The organism is Pseudomonas sp. TE21394 (assembly GCF_054057835.1).
The window spans coordinates 2,753,232-2,768,191 of the sequence record NZ_JBSRZR010000001.1; the positions used below are offsets into that span (position 1 = coordinate 2,753,232).

The 14,960-nt window shown below is 62.4% G+C and carries 15 protein-coding genes; 9 read left to right on the top strand and 6 right to left on the bottom strand.

Annotated elements, in window-relative coordinates; all coding sequences use genetic code 11:
- Nucleotides 1-133 precede the first annotated feature (133 nt).
- Together ACVWZT_RS12660 and ACVWZT_RS12665 are read left to right on the top strand one after the other, a co-directional pair.
- Nucleotides 134-1,540, top strand: coding sequence for a PAAR domain-containing protein (locus ACVWZT_RS12660; RefSeq protein ID WP_457469589.1), 1,407 nt, complete (start codon nt 134-136; stop codon nt 1,538-1,540).
- Nucleotides 1,527-1,928, top strand: coding sequence for a hypothetical protein (locus ACVWZT_RS12665; protein ID WP_457469591.1), 402 nt, complete (start codon nt 1,527-1,529; stop codon nt 1,926-1,928). Before ACVWZT_RS12660 ends, ACVWZT_RS12665 begins: the two co-directional genes overlap by 14 nt.
- Before the next feature lie 235 nt (nt 1,929-2,163).
- On the opposite strand, the gene ACVWZT_RS12670 is transcribed toward ACVWZT_RS12665, so the two are convergent.
- Nucleotides 2,164-3,057, bottom strand: coding sequence for a LysR substrate-binding domain-containing protein (locus tag ACVWZT_RS12670; protein ID WP_457469593.1), 894 nt, complete (start codon nt 3,055-3,057; stop codon nt 2,164-2,166).
- Nucleotides 3,058-3,134: 77 nt separating this feature from the next.
- Between ACVWZT_RS12670 and ACVWZT_RS12675 the strand changes: the two genes are divergently transcribed.
- Nucleotides 3,135-3,899, top strand: a complete 765-nt coding sequence (locus ACVWZT_RS12675; protein ID WP_457472067.1) for a sulfite exporter TauE/SafE family protein — start codon at nt 3,135-3,137, stop codon at nt 3,897-3,899.
- On the opposite strand, the gene ACVWZT_RS12680 is transcribed toward ACVWZT_RS12675, so the two are convergent.
- A complete protein-coding gene (locus ACVWZT_RS12680; protein WP_225779269.1) occupies nt 3,889-4,203 on the bottom strand; it encodes a putative quinol monooxygenase in 315 nt (104 codons plus the stop codon). The two genes, ACVWZT_RS12675 and ACVWZT_RS12680, sit on opposite strands and share 11 nt — an antisense overlap.
- A 154-nt stretch (nt 4,204-4,357) precedes the next feature.
- On the opposite strand from ACVWZT_RS12680, the gene ACVWZT_RS12685 reads away from it, so the two are divergent.
- The 3 genes from ACVWZT_RS12685 to ggt all read left to right on the top strand — a co-directional run bounded on the left by ACVWZT_RS12685 (nt 4,358) and on the right by ggt (nt 7,750).
- Nucleotides 4,358-4,948, top strand: coding sequence for an NAD(P)H-dependent oxidoreductase (locus ACVWZT_RS12685; RefSeq protein ID WP_296229864.1), 591 nt, complete (start codon nt 4,358-4,360; stop codon nt 4,946-4,948).
- A 120-nt stretch (nt 4,949-5,068) separates the two neighbouring features.
- Nucleotides 5,069-5,965, top strand: coding sequence for a LysR family transcriptional regulator (locus ACVWZT_RS12690; RefSeq protein ID WP_296229862.1), 897 nt, complete (start codon nt 5,069-5,071; stop codon nt 5,963-5,965).
- A 117-nt stretch (nt 5,966-6,082) separates the two neighbouring features.
- Nucleotides 6,083-7,750, top strand: a complete 1,668-nt coding sequence (ggt, locus tag ACVWZT_RS12695) for a gamma-glutamyltransferase (RefSeq protein ID WP_457469595.1) — start codon at nt 6,083-6,085, stop codon at nt 7,748-7,750.
- A gap of 127 nt (nt 7,751-7,877) precedes the next feature.
- Here ggt and ACVWZT_RS12700 read toward each other — a convergent pair whose 3' ends face one another.
- Together ACVWZT_RS12700 and ypfJ are read right to left on the bottom strand one after the other, a co-directional pair.
- Entirely contained in the window at nt 7,878-9,797 is a 1,920-nt protein-coding gene (locus tag ACVWZT_RS12700) for a HAMP domain-containing methyl-accepting chemotaxis protein (protein WP_457469596.1), read from the bottom strand.
- A 303-nt stretch (nt 9,798-10,100) separates the two neighbouring features.
- Nucleotides 10,101-10,991 carry a KPN_02809 family neutral zinc metallopeptidase gene (gene ypfJ / locus ACVWZT_RS12705; RefSeq protein WP_457469597.1) on the bottom strand — a complete coding sequence of 297 codons (891 nt, stop codon included), beginning with the start codon at nt 10,989-10,991 and terminating at the stop codon, nt 10,101-10,103.
- A gap of 200 nt (nt 10,992-11,191) precedes the next feature.
- On the opposite strand from ypfJ, the gene pcaH reads away from it, so the two are divergent.
- From pcaH to ACVWZT_RS12720, 3 genes are read left to right on the top strand one after another with little or no spacing between them, the layout of a single operon-like run.
- Nucleotides 11,192-11,911, top strand: a complete 720-nt coding sequence (pcaH, locus tag ACVWZT_RS12710) for a protocatechuate 3,4-dioxygenase subunit beta (protein ID WP_186685470.1) — start codon at nt 11,192-11,194, stop codon at nt 11,909-11,911.
- A 10-nt stretch (nt 11,912-11,921) separates the two neighbouring features.
- A complete protein-coding gene (locus tag ACVWZT_RS12715) occupies nt 11,922-12,365 on the top strand; it encodes a dioxygenase family protein (RefSeq protein WP_457469599.1) in 444 nt (147 codons plus the stop codon).
- A gap of 28 nt (nt 12,366-12,393) precedes the next feature.
- Nucleotides 12,394-12,528, top strand: coding sequence for a hypothetical protein (locus tag ACVWZT_RS12720; protein ID WP_457469601.1), 135 nt, complete (start codon nt 12,394-12,396; stop codon nt 12,526-12,528).
- Nucleotides 12,529-12,570: 42 nt separating this feature from the next.
- Here ACVWZT_RS12720 and trmA read toward each other — a convergent pair whose 3' ends face one another.
- Nucleotides 12,571-13,656, bottom strand: a complete 1,086-nt coding sequence (trmA, locus tag ACVWZT_RS12725; protein ID WP_457469603.1) for a tRNA (uridine(54)-C5)-methyltransferase TrmA — start codon at nt 13,654-13,656, stop codon at nt 12,571-12,573.
- A complete protein-coding gene (locus ACVWZT_RS12730) occupies nt 13,653-14,948 on the bottom strand; it encodes an NCS2 family permease (protein ID WP_457469604.1) in 1,296 nt (431 codons plus the stop codon). The genes trmA and ACVWZT_RS12730 overlap by 4 nt, the downstream gene beginning before the upstream one ends.
- Nucleotides 14,949-14,960 lie beyond the last annotated feature (12 nt).

Here is a 14,960-nt window from a genome sequence, read left to right on the forward strand (position 1 = left end):
GTTGCGGGTAAAGCCGGCCCGGTATTGGTCTGGTGACAATGTAGGAAAGCTCTGATTTAGGGCCTTCGGCATCGAAAGCTTTCCCTTGGGTGTTAGGTTTCAGTCCTGAATCATCTGGGCAAGGAGCTTCTGGATGCGCGTCAATCTGGAGGGAAGAGGGCAGGCAGTCGATGGTGATGTCACCACTACGGGGGCTGTCTGTATTGCGACGAACGCAGGCTATCTCGCCGAGGGTCGAATGGTGCTTCGCGAAGGTGACCGCACCACGCCATGCCCACTCTGCGGGCAGGTGGGCACTGTCGCCGAAGGCGTGGACCATTTTATTTCCGGCGGCCAGCGGGTGGCCATGGACGGTGCGCTGGTGCTCTGTGGCTGCCCGCCAGGTAGTAATCGGGTCGTTGCACCGTTGCATGAGGCGCCACCGTCTACGCAGCCTGTTATGGGCCGGGCCAATACCCACTTTGCCGAGCCGTCAAACGCCTTGTACCCCGGACACTTCTCCCAACCGGTAGTGGGGGCGTTGCCCGGTACGCTGGAGCCCGGGTTCTATGTAGTGCCACGGCGCATGTCGTTCGCGCAGGTGCTGCTGCAATTGGCCGAGCACGATGCCACCCTACCCATCTCCCGCCTGCAGCGGCTCAACCCGACGTTTGAACAGGGCTTCAAGGCAGGGGAAATCTTCGTCCTCGGTGACCCTGACAACGGTGATGCCTGCACCCGCGAGGAAGGCCAGCTGATGGCGGCGGCCGAGCATTCACGCCGTGCGCTGGCAGTGCTCGATTTCGCCGAAGCGGACTTCATGATGGAGCACCAGGCCGAAATCGCCGGCTTGCTCAGTAATGCCAGCCTGTCCATGGGCGTGGGCAAGGACATGCTGGAACAGGGGCTGAAGCAGGTCAGCGGTACCTTGACCAGTATCGAGCAACTGCACCAGCGGGAGTTCATGCGCCATGGCCATCTGAACAGCCCGAACTTTTTCGCCGAACGGCGACGGTTGCTGCAGCAGCTGGATGGCCAGTTGAAAGTGGCGTTTCTTAACAAGCAACTGGACCTGGGCAACTACGAACGGCTGAAGAAGCGCTTGAATATTTCGACCAAAAGCCTCGTGCATCATTGGTCGAAGGCGGGCGGGCCGGGGCAGATACCGGGGTATGCGACGCATCTGGACAAGGTGGCGCGGCTCAGCAAGTACCTTGAGTATGGAGGGTATGCTGCATTTGGGTTGGGTGGGATATCTTCTTATTTAAAGGTGCAGGAAGTGTGTCGGGCGGGGGAGACTGAGGCTTGTAAAAAGATTCGAATGACAGAAACAGCAAGTTTTGCTGGTGGCGTTGGTCTGGGAAGTGCTGTTGCTGCCGGTGCTGGCTTGGCGGCTGGCACGCTATGCGTTGGATTCGCTATTGGTACTTTAGGCATCGGCACGCCTGTATGTGGTATCGCGCTGGTCGGGGCTGGAGGCGCAGTTGGCAGCCTGGTAGGCGCAAAGATCGGCGAGTCGGCTGGCGAACTTGTCTATGAGGCTACAAATGATCGACCTTAATGATTGGCCGATTATGGCGAGACTGATATTGGTGATGGGTCCATTTATCTTCGGGTTGCCAGGGCCGTTGATACTTGCTTTTCTTGTCTTAGGAAGCGATTACGATGTCGCACGGTCGGGCATCCGGAGTAACCCTTTTATTGAATCCATGAAGCAAGTTCGGCGCGAGAAAAGTTTCAAGTGGCGCTGGATATTAATTTGTATGCTTGCCGGTTTGGTAACGTTTCCTAAATTCGCATTACGGCGAGGTATGCTAGACCCTGATGAGTTGAAGCGTTTTCCTTCGAGGCTAAAAATAAAAATGGCTGTTGCAGCGTGGTTGACACTGGTCGGTTGTGTTTGGACGGTAGTTGCATATGCCGTTATTCTGCTTTCGGAGGTGCGATAATGGTTAGAAACCGGGCGAGACTGCAATGGATCGTCTTATTATCAGCACCTGTAGTCGTGTTATTGTGAGAATAGGTAACTTTGTAGGGGTAGGAGAAGTTTTAGGTGGAGCTGTCGGGAATTTATAAATGAAATTTCCAATGATGGATTTTGAAACCTGGCCTGTGATTCTTAAGCTGTCATTTCTAATCGTCCCATTTGCTATGGCTTTTCTAGGGCCCTGATTAGCCTTCACATCACGCTAACACGGGATTTTCACACGCAGCTACCAAACCCGCCGCATACCCCGGCAGTGCCGCAAAATCCCGCGCGCACACCAGCAACCTCCGGTTGGCCCATGGCTCCGCTAGCGCCACCCAGTGCAAGGGCAACATACCCTGCCAGCGCCGCACCGCTGCCAGCGGCACCACCCCCACGCCGGCACCGCCGGCGACCATGCGAATCACCCCATCAAACCCCTCGGCCCGCACGCGTACCTGCATCCGCCGCCCCTCGCGCAGGGCTTGCTCTTCAAGGTACAACGCCAACGCACTGCTTGCGCCGAGGCCGACATAGCCGTGCGCCAGGCTATCGCTGAAGCTGGGCGCGAGCGCACTGGCCAGCGGATGACCCGGCGGCATCACCAGCACCAGCGGGTCGTCACGAAAGGGGCGAGTTTGCAGGTGCTCGCAAGGGGCTGCGGTCGAAACGATGCCCAGGTCGGCCATGCCCTGGGTAATCGCCTGCACGATGCGCAAGCTCGGCAGTTCCTGCACATCGATGCTGATGCCTGGGTTCTCAGCCAGGTAGCTGGCCAGCAGTTCCGGCAGGTATTCGGTGAGCGCCGCCGTGTTGCACAGCAGGCGCACCTGGCCGTGCTGCCCTTGCGCATACTGGCCGAGGTCGAACTGCAGGCGTTCGACCTGCTGCGCTATCAGCCGGGCATGCTGCAGCAGGGCCTGGCCGGCCGGCGTCGGCTGTACGCCACGGCGATTGCGTTCCAGCAGGGGGATACCCAACGAAGCTTCCATGGCCCGGATGCGCGCACTGGCTGCTGGCAGCGACAGGTGGCTGCGACTGGCGCCGGCAGTGATGTTGCCGCACTCCAGGGTGTGCTGGAACAGCCTGAGGTCGATCAGGTCGAAATGCATCTGGCTCTGTCCTGGCAAGAGTCTGCCTGAGTATATGACAGATGTTCAGCCAGGCCGGTGCGCGCCATCATCGGCTGATGAATACCTTGCTCGCTTTCTATCAGGACCTCGGCCCAGCTCTCGCATCGCTGGTGGTAATGACCTTTCTGCTGGCCGGTACGGTGAAAGGTGTGATTGGCCTCGGCTTGCCGACCATCGCCATGGGCCTGTTGGGCCTGGCTATGCCTCCGGCGCAGGCTGCTGCGTTGCTGATCGTACCTTCGACCCTCACCAACCTTTGGCAACTGGCCAGTGGCGGGCACCTGCGGACGTTGCTGGTACGTTTGGGGCCGATGTTGGCAATGATCTTCATCGGCACCTTGCTGGGCAGCGCCTGGTTGGGGATAAACAGCGGCCCGTGGGCCAAACATGCCCTGGGCGTGGCCCTGCTGGCCTATGCGCTGTACGGGTTGGTCGGGGCGGGCCTGTGCCTGGCGCCGAGGCGCGAGCGTTGGCTGGGGCCGGCCTGCGGCCTGGTGACTGGCGTGGTCACGGCAGCAACGGGGGTATTCGTGATACCGGCCGTGCCCTACCTGCAAAGCCTGGCCTTGAACCGTGAGCAGATGGTCCAGGCCCTGGGCCTGTCGTTCACGGTGTCGACCCTGGCCCTGGCCGTTGGCCTGGCCAGGCAGGATGCCCTGGGTGGCCAGGCCCTGGGAGCCTCGCTGCTGATGCTGGCGCCGGCCCTGCTCGGCATGCTGGCCGGGCAATGGCTGCGTCAGCGCATCAGTGCACAATTGTTCAAGCGTTGCTTCTTCATCGGCATGGCCGCACTTGGTGGCCACTTGCTTATCAGCGGCTAGCGGACGAGGCGCTGAGCATGTCGATCATCTGGATGTCGAAATCGCGCTCCAGGTAGTCCATGCGCTTTTCGAAGAACGCGGTCATGTGTGGCAGGGCGGAGTGCACATCCAGCGCGGCCTTGTCGGCCCAGACCTCGAAAAACACGAACAGGCTCGGGTCCTGTTTGTCGCGCAGCATGTGGTATTCGATGCAGCCCGGTTCCTGGCGGCTTGGCTCGACATACGCGCGGAACAGGGTTTCGAATGCCTCGGCCATTTCCGGACGGGTCTTGGCTTTGAGGATGAAGGCGTACTGCTCAGTCATGGGTCGCTACTCGTTGACGGAAGGTAGGGCGAGTCTACGGCAATAATGTGCCAGACATTCGTGACTTTTGATCAATTGTTTTTTGCCCCTGCGCCACTGTATCCCCTGCCCGCGAGCCCCTAATCTGCCGACCTGAATTTTTCGCGAGGCTCATATGAAAAAGATCCTTCTGCTCAACGGCGGTAAACAGTTCGCTCACTCCGATGGCCGTCTCAACGCCACCTTGCATGAAGCGGCCTTGGCTCACCTGGATCACGCCGGTTTCGATGTGCGCCAGACCTTCATCGATGGTGGTTATGACATTCAGGAAGAAGTGCAGAAATTCCTCTGGGCCGATGTAGTGATCTACCAGATGCCAGGCTGGTGGATGGGCGCGCCATGGACCGTGAAGAAATACATCGACGAGGTGTTTACCGCAGGCCATGGCAGCCTGTATGCCAACGATGGTCGTACCCGTTCGGACCACTCGCAGAAGTACGGCAGCGGCGGCCTGGTGCACGGCAAGCGGTACATGCTGTCGCTGACCTGGAATGCGCCGCAGCAGGCATTCGATGACCCCAGCGATTTCTTCGAGGGCAAGGGTGTGGATGCGGTGTATTTCCCCTTCCACAAGGCCAACCAATTTCTTGGCATGACTGGCTTGCCGACCTTCCTGGCGGTGGATGTGATGAAGCGCCCGGATGTGCCGGCGGCGCTGGCGGCCTATGCGGAGCACCTGGACAAGGTATTCGGCAAGGCACAGTGAGTTTCGCCTGTACCGCCCTTTTCACGGTCCGGCCTACGAAAAGGGCGGTACAGGCAGCGCTGGACTTGGCCTCGACAAGCGGCTATCTAGTCCCTGCAGAGACCAACCACAGGCGCCGATGTGAAAACCCGATCCGAAGAACTCCAGGTATTCGTCACCGTCATCGACTGCGGCTCGATTTCCGCTGCTGCCGAGCAGCTGGGCCAGACTCCGTCCGCCGTCAGCCGTACCCTGTCACGCCTGGAGGGCAAGCTGGGCACCACCTTGGTCAACCGCACCACCCGGCGCATGGACCTGACCGAAGAGGGCCGCTTTTTCCTCGAGCGTTCGCGCCTGATCCTGGAACAGATGGATGAGATGGAAGAGCGCCTGTCGATGAACCGCCAGACCCCTACCGGGCGTCTGCGCATCAACGCTGCCGCGCCGTTCATGCTGCACGCCATCCTGCCCTGGATCGGCGAGTTTCGCCGCCAGTACCCCGGCATCGAACTGGAGCTCAACACCGATGACCTGATCATCGACCTGCTGGAGCAGAGTACCGATGTGGCCATCCGCATCGGCGAACTGGCCGACTCCAGCCTGCATGCGCGCAGTCTGGGGTGCAGCCCGGTGCAGGTGCTGGCCAGCCCGGCGTATCTCGAACAGCATGGTACGCCGCAGCGGGTCGAGGACCTGGCCAACCATTGCCTGCTCGGCTTCAGCCAGCCCGAATCGCTCAACCACTGGCCATTGCGCCATGCCCAGGGCGACCGCTGGAGCATCCGCCCGGCACTGATCGCTTCCAGCGGCGAGACCTTGCGCCAGTTGGCCCTGGCGGGCGAGGGCATCGTCAGCCTGTCGCACTTCATGACCCACGAAGACATCCGCAGCGGGCGATTGCGGGTGTTGCTCAGCGAAGCCAACAACGGCTATCGCCAGCCGATCCATGCGGTGTACTACCGCAATACCCAGTTGGCACTGCGCATCCAGTGCTTCCTCGATTTCATCCAGCGCAAGTTGGCGATGTACGCCTGCTGAGTTGCCTGAACGCGACAAAGCCTGCCCACAGGCGGCGAAACTTCCTGCTATTGATTGCGCAGTGGACACGCTTCGGCCTTACTGACTGCTCAACAAAAACAACACCAAGGAAGTGTCATGCGTATGGTTCCGTTCCAGTACCTGGCTCTCGCAGCCGCGATCCTGAGCTGTTCCTCGGTTCATGCCGCCACCCTGGAGGGCGGTGCAGTGGCCGCGCCCGATCAATATGGTGCACAGGTGGCCGCTGATATCCTCAGGAAGGGCGGCAACGCGGTGGATGCGGCAGTGGCCACCGCGTTCACCCTGGCGGTGACTTACCCCGAGGCCGGCAACATCGGCGGCGGCGGGTTCATGACCCTGTTCGTCGACGGCAAACCCTATTTCCTCGACTACCGCGAGGTGGCGCCCAAGGCTGCCACGCGCAACATGTACCTGGACGACAAGGGCGAGGTCATCGAGAACCTCAGCCTGGTCGGGGCCCGCGCAGCTGGCGTACCCGGCACGGTAATGGGGTTGTGGGAGGCGCACCAGAAATTCGGCAAGCTGCCCTGGAGCGAGCTGCTGACCCCGGCGATCGGCTATGCGAAAAACGGTTTCAAGGTGGCTGAAAAGCAGTACCAGTACCGCAACGATGCCCAGGGCATGTTCAAGACCGCGACCAATTTCAACGACTACTTCGGCAACATGAAAGTCGGCCAGCTGTTCAAGCAGCCAGAGATGGCGCAGACCCTGGAGCGCATCGCCGACAAGGGCGTGAGTGAGTTCTACCAGGGCAAGACCGCCGACCTGCTGGTGGCGCAGATGCAGGCCGACAAGGGCCTGATCACCAAGCAGGACCTGCGCGACTACAAGGCGGTATGGCGTGAACCGATGGCTGTCAGCTGGCGTGGCAATGTGGTCTATACCGCGCCTCCGCCAAGCTCCGGCGGCGTCGCCCTGGCCCAGTTGCTGGGCATCAAGGAAGACCGCGCCGCGGACTTCAAGGGCGTGGCGCACAACTCGGCGCAGTACATCCACCTGCTGGCCGAAATTGAAAAACGGGTGTTCGCCGACCGTGCCGACTACCTCGGCGACCCGGCCTTCACCCAGGTGCCGGTGGCGCAGCTGGTGGCCAAGGACTACCTGGCCAAGCGTGCCGCGCAGGTCAATCCGAAGGCCATTTCCGCGACCGACAAGGTCAGGCCGGGCCTGGAACCGCACCAGACCACGCACTTCTCGATCGTCGACAAGCAGGGCAACGCGGTCAGCAATACCTACACCCTGAACCTTGATTACGGCAGTGGCGTGGTGGTGAAAGGTGCCGGCTTCCTGTTGAACGACGAAATGGATGACTTCAGCGCCAAGCCGGGGGCGGCCAATGCGTTCGGTGTGGTAGGCGGAGATGCCAATGCCATCGCACCGGGCAAGCGCATGCTGTCGTCGATGAGCCCCAGCCTGATGACCCGCGATGGCAAGGTCGAGTTGGTCATCGGCACGCCGGGCGGCTCGCGGATCTTCACCTCGATCTTCCAGGTCATGAACAACCTGTACGACTACGGCATGCCACTGGACAAGGCGGTAGCGGCGCAGCGTGTGCACCATCAGTTGCTGCCCAAGGACACCATCTACTTTGACAGCTACGCGCCGTTGACCGGGCCGGTGGCTGACGAGCTGAAGAAAATGGGCTATGTGCTGGAGGACCAGGGCTGGGAGATGGGCGACATCCAGGCGATCCGGGTGAACGGTGCGAAGCTGGAGACAGCTTCGGATCCACGTGGGCGTGGGGTCGGGATGATCGTCAAGTAATACCTGCTCCATCGCCGGGAGGGCTTTGCCCTCCATGGCGACACAAGCCACTCCCACAGGAAATCAAATCCTTGCAGGAGCGGCCTTGTGTCGAGATGGGCCGCAATGCGGCGCCATGGGCTTCAAGTCAGACGCGGAACTGGCTGACCAGCGTCTGCAACTGCCCACCAAGGCGCGCCAGCTCCACGCTGGAGGCGGCCGTCTCGTCGCTGGCCGCCGCCGTCTGCTCCGACACATCGCGTACATTGAGGATGCTGCGGCTGATCTCCTCCGCCACCGCACTCTGTTGCTCCGCTGCCGCAGCAATCTGCTGGTTCATCGACTGGATGCTCGACACCGTGCTGGTGATGTTTTCCAGCGAGGCCCCAGCCTTGCGCGCCAGCTCGACGCTGCTGTCGGTCAGGGTCCGGCTACCGTGCATGGCCGCCGCCACTTGCTGGGTTCCGTGCTGCAGGCTGGCGATCAGTTCCTCGATCTCTTCGGTGGATTTCTGCGTGCGCTGGGCAAGGCCGCGCACTTCATCGGCGACCACGGCAAAGCCACGCCCGGCCTCACCGGCGCGCGCCGCTTCGATCGCAGCGTTCAGCGCCAGCAGGTTGGTCTGTTCCGCCACCGACTTGATAACGTCCATCACGCTGCCGATCTTCTGGCTTTCCTGCTGCAGCAGGTTCATGGCCTCGGTGGAGCGGTGCATGTCCTCGGCCAGGCGCTCGATCTGGCCAATCGCCTCGCCCACCACGCGGTCGCCAGCGCGGGCTTCGTCATCGGCACCGGTGGCCGCATGTGATGCCTGTTCGGCGTTGCGCGCCACTTCCTGAACGGTAGCGGCCATTTCGTGCATGGCGGTGGCCACCTGGTCGGTCTCGACCTTCTGGCTGTTGGCACCGGCGCTGGTCTGCTCGGTCACTGCTGACAGCTCCTCGGCGGCGCTGGCGATCTGGGTAACGCCGTCGCGGATACCGCTGATCAGCTCGCGCAGGGTGGTGCCCATGCGCGCGATGCCTTGCTGCAGCACGCCCAGTTCATCGCGGCGGGTAACCCGCAGCTGCTGGGTGAGGTCGCCGCTGGCGATCTTTTCCACCGCCACCAGCGTGTCGCGCAGAGGCCGGGTGATCTGCCTGGTGATGAGTACGGCCGCCAGCACGCCGACCAGCAGCGCCAGCAAGGTGGCGATAGCCTGCAGGGTGCGGGCCTGGGTGCTCTCGATGTCGCGGCGTTCCAGCTGGATCTGGTACAGCGCGTCGCTGCGCTTGACGATGTCGGCACCCTGCACGGTCATTTCGGCACGCGCGGTGGTGATGTTGGCGACCGCATCGCGGAACTGGCGCACTGCATCACGGTAGGCCAGTACCGAGCCTTCGAACTGTTGCAGGCGCGTGTCTTCGCCGGGCAGCTGGCGCTTGAGGCTGTCGATGCCGGCCAGGGCGGCATCCAGCTGGCGCAGGGCGGCCTGTTCATTGGCGGCGCTGTTGTCGGCGATATAGCCGCGCACGTCGATGCGCACCTGCAGCAGTTGCTGGCGAGCCTTGCTGATCAGTTGGTACTGGGCCAGGCGCACGCTGTCGGCTTCGGCGCGTGCCGTGACTTCCTGGCTCAGCGCGTCCATCGCCTGGTCGGCCTTGCTGGCCGAGCTTTCCATGGCCGCACGCGCGGTGCGGGTGGCGTCGTAGCCTTGGCGCATCTTGTTCAGCGATACCTTGTAGGCACTGATGGTTTCGCCCAGCTCACCCAGCAGCTTGACGTTCTCCGGGCTCTTGAACGTGGTTGCCAGATACGCTTGCTGCTTGCTGAAGGCATCCAGCTTGGCCTGGGTGTTGGCGGCGGCGGCATCGTCACCGTTGGCGATCATGTACTGCAGGCGGGCAATACGCAGGTCGGTCAGGTCCTTGTTGAGCTGGCCGATATCACCCATCCAGTTGCTGCGGTCGATCAGGCTGCCCAGGCTGGTCCAGCCGGTCAGGGCCAGCAGGCCGGTGAGGATCAGTACCAGACCGAAGCCCAGGCCCAGTTTGAGGTTGACGCTGATGTTGGCGAACCAGCTATTCATGCACGCTCTCCAGAAGTTGATTTCGCTCGATTTGTTCGATCGCCAGGCGTTGTTGTTCTGGATGCCCGCTGATTCGTGCAGGGGTTATCGGCAGTGATGGGCGAAGCTGAAACGCTTTTTCAGCAGGGTTGTAACAAGAGAACTACTGAGGACGGCTTTGCGGCCGTTGGCGGGCAAGCCTGCGCCTGCCGTCGTGGAAGCGGCTTTGCCCGCGAAGCAAGCGACGCGGAGGAGGGCACCGGCTTTGCCGGTGTCGCGGCTAGAGTCGCACCTACGACGTCCGCGCCAGCTTGGCGGGGGGGATCAAAGGGTACGGGCGCTGAAGGTATCGCAACTGTTCACCTCACCCTCGGCGAACCCTGCCTTGAACCAGCGAACCCGCTGTGCCGAGGTACCGTGGGTGAACGAGTCCGGCACTACGCGCCCGCGGCCCTGCTGCTGCAAGCGGTCATCGCCAATGGCATTGGCGGCGTTCAGGGCCTCCTCGACGTCGCCCGGCTCCAGCCAGTTCAGGCGCTTTTGCGCCTGGTAGGCCCACACCCCTGCCAGGCAGTCGGCCTGCAGCTCCTGGCGTACCAGCAGGCCATTGTCGCCCTCCAGGCGTTGGCCACTGCGGCGCGCGGCGTCGACCTTGGCCGACACGCCCAGCAAGGTCTGCACGTGATGGCCGATTTCGTGGGCGATCACGTAGGCCTGGGCAAAGTCGCCGGCGGCCGCGAAACGGGTTTCCATCTCGCGGAAGAACGACATGTCCAGGTATACCCGCTGGTCGGCGGGGCAGTAGAACGGCCCCACTGCCGCTGAAGCAAAGCCACAGGCCGAATTGACCTGGCCGCTGAACAGCACCAGCTTGGGATCGCGGTATTGCTTGCCAGCCTCGGCAAACAGGGCTTTCCAGGTATCTTCGGTGTCACCCAGGATCGAGGCGACGAACTCGGCCTGCTGGTCGTTGGCTGGTGGGGCCTTGCCGCCCACGCTGCCGGGCGCCTGTCGTTGCTGTTGCTCCATCTGGCCCGTGAGCTGGCCAAGAATCTGCAGCGGGTCCTGCCCGGTGAGCCAGCCGATACCGACGATCAGCAGTACCGCGCCAAGCCCCAGCCCCTTGCCGCCGCCGAAACGCATGCCACCGCCACCGCCACCTTCGCCTCGGGCATCGACCACATTGTCGCTGCGCCGGCCTTTTCGCCATTCCATGAATGCTCTCCGGAGCGTGAAACAAGAAGACAAAGATTAGTCCACCACCGCAGGCGGTGTCAGACAAACGTGTTCACCCATAACCTTCTGGTTATGTTTAAAGCGGCTGATTTCAATATTCACAGCGCTCAGCTTGCCCGAAACTGCAAGTCCGCCTGCCACGCCCAGGCGTTCACATAATTCCAAGAGAGGAAACCGGCATGCCCGCCCAGGACACCAGCCGCTTCGTGATCCGTGATCGCAACTGGCACCCTAAAGCCCTTACGCCTGACTACAAGACATCCATTGCCCGTTCGCCGCGCCAGGCGCTGGTCAGCATTCCGCAGTCGATCAGCGAAACCACCGGCCCGGACTTTTCCCACCTGGGCTTCGGTGCCCACGACCATGATCTGCTGCTGAACTTCAACAACGGTGGCCTGCCGATTGGTGAGCGCATCATCGTCGCCGGGCGCGTCGTCGACCAGTACGGCAAGCCTGTGCCAAATACCCTGGTGGAAATGTGGCAGGCCAATGCCGGTGGCCGCTACCGGCACAAGAATGACCGTTACCTGGCACCGCTGGACCCGAACTTCGGTGGTGTCGGCCGCTGCCTGACTGACCGTGACGGCTACTACAGCTTCCGCACCATCAAGCCGGGCCCGTACCCCTGGCGCAACGGGCCGAACGACTGGCGTCCGGCGCACATCCACTTCGCCATCAGCGGCCCTTCGATCGCCACCAAACTGATCACCCAGCTGTATTTCGAGGGTGACCCGCTCATCCCGATGTGCCCGATCGTCAAGTCGATAGCCAACCCGCAAGCCGTGCAGCAACTGATCGCCAAGCTCGACATGAGCAACGCCAACCCGATGGATTGCCTGGCCTACCGCTTCGACATCGTGCTGCGTGGCCAGCGCAAGACCCACTTCGAAAACTGCTGAGGACCCCGCCATGCCAATCGAACTGCTACCGGAAACCCCTTCGCAGACTGCCGGCCCCTACGTGCACATCGGCCTCGCCCTGGAAGCGGCCGGCAACCCGACCCGCGACCAGGAAATCTGGAATCGCCTGGCCAAGCCGGACGCGCCGGGCGAGCATATCCTCCTGCTCGGCCATGTGTACGACGGCAATGGCCACCTGGTGCGCGACTCGTTCCTGGAACTCTGGCAAGCCGATGCCAATGGTGAATACCAGGACGACTACAACCTGGAAAACGCCTTCAACAGTTTTGGCCGCACGGCTACCACCTTCGATGCTGGCGAGTGGACTGCACATACGGTGAAGCCAGGCGTGGTGGAAAAACGCTGCCGGCGTGCCAATGGCACCACACATCAACATCAGCCTGTTTGCCCGGGGTATCAACATTCACCTGCACACGCGCCTGTATTTCGATGATGAAGCGCAGGCCAATGCCAAGTGCCCGGTGCTTAACCTGATCGAGCAGCCGCAGCGGCGCGAGACCCTGGTGGCCAAGCGTTGCGAGGTGGACGGGAAGACGGCGTATCGCTTCGATATCCGCATTCAGGGGGAGGGGGAGACGGTGTTCTTCGACTTTTGAGTGAAGCCTGGGGTTGCAAAGCAGCCCCAGGCTATCTGCAGGTCAGCGCCGAACCAGCAAAACCCCACTCTCCATGTGGTGGGTATACGGGAACTGATCAAACAACGCACAGCGCTCGATGCGGTGGGTGTCGTGCAACTGGGCAATGTTCGCCGCCAGCGTCTCCGGGTTGCAGGAGATGTACAGGATCCGCTCGAAACGCCGGGTCAGTTCGCAGGTGTCCGGGTCCATCCCCGCGCGTGGCGGGTCGACGAATACCGTGCCGAAGTCATAGCGCTTCAGGTCGATGCCTTCCAGCCGGCGGAACGGCCGCACCTCATTCAGTGCCTGGGTCAGTTCTTCCGCCGACAGGCGCACCAGCCGCACATTGTCCACAGCGTTCTCGTCGAGATTGCTCAGCGCGGCATTGACCGAAGTCTTGCTGATCTCGGTGGCCAGCACCTGGCGCACGCGGGTGGCCAGCGGCAGGGTGAAGTTGCCGTTGCCGCAATACAGCTCCAGCAAGTCATCTTCGCGTCCGCCCATGGCCTCGTAGGCCCAGCTCAGCATTTTCTGGTTCACCGCGCCGTTCGGTTGGGTGAACGCACCTTCCGGCTGGCGGTAGCTGAACACGCGGCCAGCCACGTCGAGTTTTTCCACAGCGTAGTCGCGGCCGATCACCAGGCGTTTACCCTTGGAACGGCCGATCACGCTTATGCCCAATTCGGCCGCCAGTTGCTGTGCAGCCACCTCCCAAGCCTCGTCCAGCGGGCGGTGATAGCACAGGGTGACCATGGCATCGCCGGCCAGGGTAGTGAGGAACTCTACCTGGAACAGCCGGTTGCCGAGTTCTTCGCTGGCCTGCCAGGCCGCCTTGAGGCGCGGCATCAACTCGTTGATTCGCTGGCTGGCGATGGGGAAGTCGTCGATCAGGATCGCCTTGTGCTTCTCGCCCGGGGCGAACATGGCGTAATGACGCTGGCCGTCTTCGCGCCACAGGCGGAATTCGGCGCGCAGGCGGTAGTGCTCGCGCGGCGAGTCGAAGACAGCCGGCTCTGGCGCAGCGAACGGCGCCAGCAGCTCGCGCAGCCGGGCCACCTTGGCGTCCAGCTGGGTGGCGTAGGAAGAGGGGTCGAAAGCAGCACTCATGCGTTGAACCAGCCCAGCTTGATGACGAACAGGATGGAAAGGATCACCAAGGCCGGGTTCAGGTCGCGGTGGCGACCGGAGATCAGCTTGACGGCGGTCCAGGAGATGAAGCCGAAGGCGATGCCGTTGGCAATCGAGTAGGTCAGCGGCATGGCCAGGGCGGTCACCACCACCGGTGCGGCTTCGGTGACGTCGCCCCAGTTTATTTCCGCCAGGCCCGAGGCCATCAGCACCGCGACGAACAGCAGCGCCGGGGCGGTGGCGAAGGCTGGCACGCTACCGGCCAGCGGAGCGAAGAACAGCGCCAGCAGGAACAGCACGGCGACCACGATGGCAGTCAGGCCGGTGCGGCCACCGGCGCTCACGCCGGCGGCGGATTCGATGTAGCTGGTGGTGGTCGAGGTACCCAGCAACGAACCGGCCATGGCCGCGGTGCTGTCGGCGATGAGCGCACGGCCCATCTTCGGCATGTGCCCGTCCTTGCCCATCAGCCCGGCGCGCTTGGCCACGCCGATCAGGGTACCGGAGTTGTCGAACAGGTCGACGAAGAGGAAGGCGAAGATCACGCTGACCAGGCCCACGTCCAGCGCACCGGCGATGTCCAGCTGCAGGAAAGTCGGGGCCAGCGACGGAGGCATGGAGACGATGCCGCCGAACGGCGTCACGCCCATCACGATCGAGGCGATGGTCACGGCAAGAATGCCGATCAGCACCGCGCCGCGCACTTTCAGCGATTCCAGGCCGACGATCAGGAAGAAGCCCAGGGTAGCGAGGATCGGTGCTGGCTGCTTGAGGTCGCCCAGGCCCACCAAGGTAGCCGGGTTATCGACGACGATGCCGGCGTTATGCAGGGCGATCAGCGCCAGGAACAAGCCGATACCGGCGGCGATGGCCGATCGCAGCGGCAGCGGGATGCTGTTCACGATCCACTCGCGGATACGGAAGATCGACAACAGGAAGAACATCACCGCCGACAGGAACACTGCGCCCAGTGCCACCTGCCAGGTGTGGCCCATGTGCAACACCACGGTATAGGTGAAGAAAGCGTTCAGGCCCATGCCCGGTGCCAGGGCGATCGGGTAGTTGGCGATCAGGCCCATGGTCACCGAACCGATGGCCGCGGCCAGGCAGGTGGCGACAAAGATCGCGCCCTTGTCCATGCCGGTCTCGCCGAGGATGCTCGGGTTGACGAACAGGATGTAGGCCATGGCCAGGAAGGTCGTGACGCCCGCTAGAATCTCGGTGCGCACATTGGTGTTGTGTGCTCTCAGTTGAAACAGCCTTTCCAGCATGCCCGCTCCCCG

What these genes read in the sequence shown, in the direction of transcription:
- pcaH (WP_186685470.1), top strand. Translation starts at nt 11,192, where the DNA reads ATGCCCGCCCAGGACACCAGCCGCTTCGTGATCCGTGATCGCAACTGG.
- ypfJ (WP_457469597.1), bottom strand. Translation starts at nt 10,991, where the DNA reads ATGGAATGGCGAAAAGGCCGGCGCAGCGACAATGTGGTCGATGCCCGA.
- ACVWZT_RS12670 (WP_457469593.1), bottom strand. Translation starts at nt 3,057, where the DNA reads ATGCATTTCGACCTGATCGACCTCAGGCTGTTCCAGCACACCCTGGAG.
- ACVWZT_RS12665 (WP_457469591.1), top strand. Translation starts at nt 1,527, where the DNA reads ATGATCGACCTTAATGATTGGCCGATTATGGCGAGACTGATATTGGTG.
- ACVWZT_RS12680 (WP_225779269.1), bottom strand. Translation starts at nt 4,203, where the DNA reads ATGACTGAGCAGTACGCCTTCATCCTCAAAGCCAAGACCCGTCCGGAA.
- ACVWZT_RS12730 (WP_457469604.1), bottom strand. Translation starts at nt 14,948, where the DNA reads ATGCTGGAAAGGCTGTTTCAACTGAGAGCACACAACACCAATGTGCGC.
- ACVWZT_RS12685 (WP_296229864.1), top strand. Translation starts at nt 4,358, where the DNA reads ATGAAAAAGATCCTTCTGCTCAACGGCGGTAAACAGTTCGCTCACTCC.
- ggt (WP_457469595.1), top strand. Translation starts at nt 6,083, where the DNA reads ATGCGTATGGTTCCGTTCCAGTACCTGGCTCTCGCAGCCGCGATCCTG.
- ACVWZT_RS12700 (WP_457469596.1), bottom strand. Translation starts at nt 9,797, where the DNA reads ATGAATAGCTGGTTCGCCAACATCAGCGTCAACCTCAAACTGGGCCTG.
- ACVWZT_RS12660 (WP_457469589.1), top strand. Translation starts at nt 134, where the DNA reads ATGCGCGTCAATCTGGAGGGAAGAGGGCAGGCAGTCGATGGTGATGTC.
- trmA (WP_457469603.1), bottom strand. Translation starts at nt 13,656, where the DNA reads ATGAGTGCTGCTTTCGACCCCTCTTCCTACGCCACCCAGCTGGACGCC.
- ACVWZT_RS12675 (WP_457472067.1), top strand. Translation starts at nt 3,135, where the DNA reads ATGAATACCTTGCTCGCTTTCTATCAGGACCTCGGCCCAGCTCTCGCA.
- ACVWZT_RS12715 (WP_457469599.1), top strand. Translation starts at nt 11,922, where the DNA reads ATGCCAATCGAACTGCTACCGGAAACCCCTTCGCAGACTGCCGGCCCC.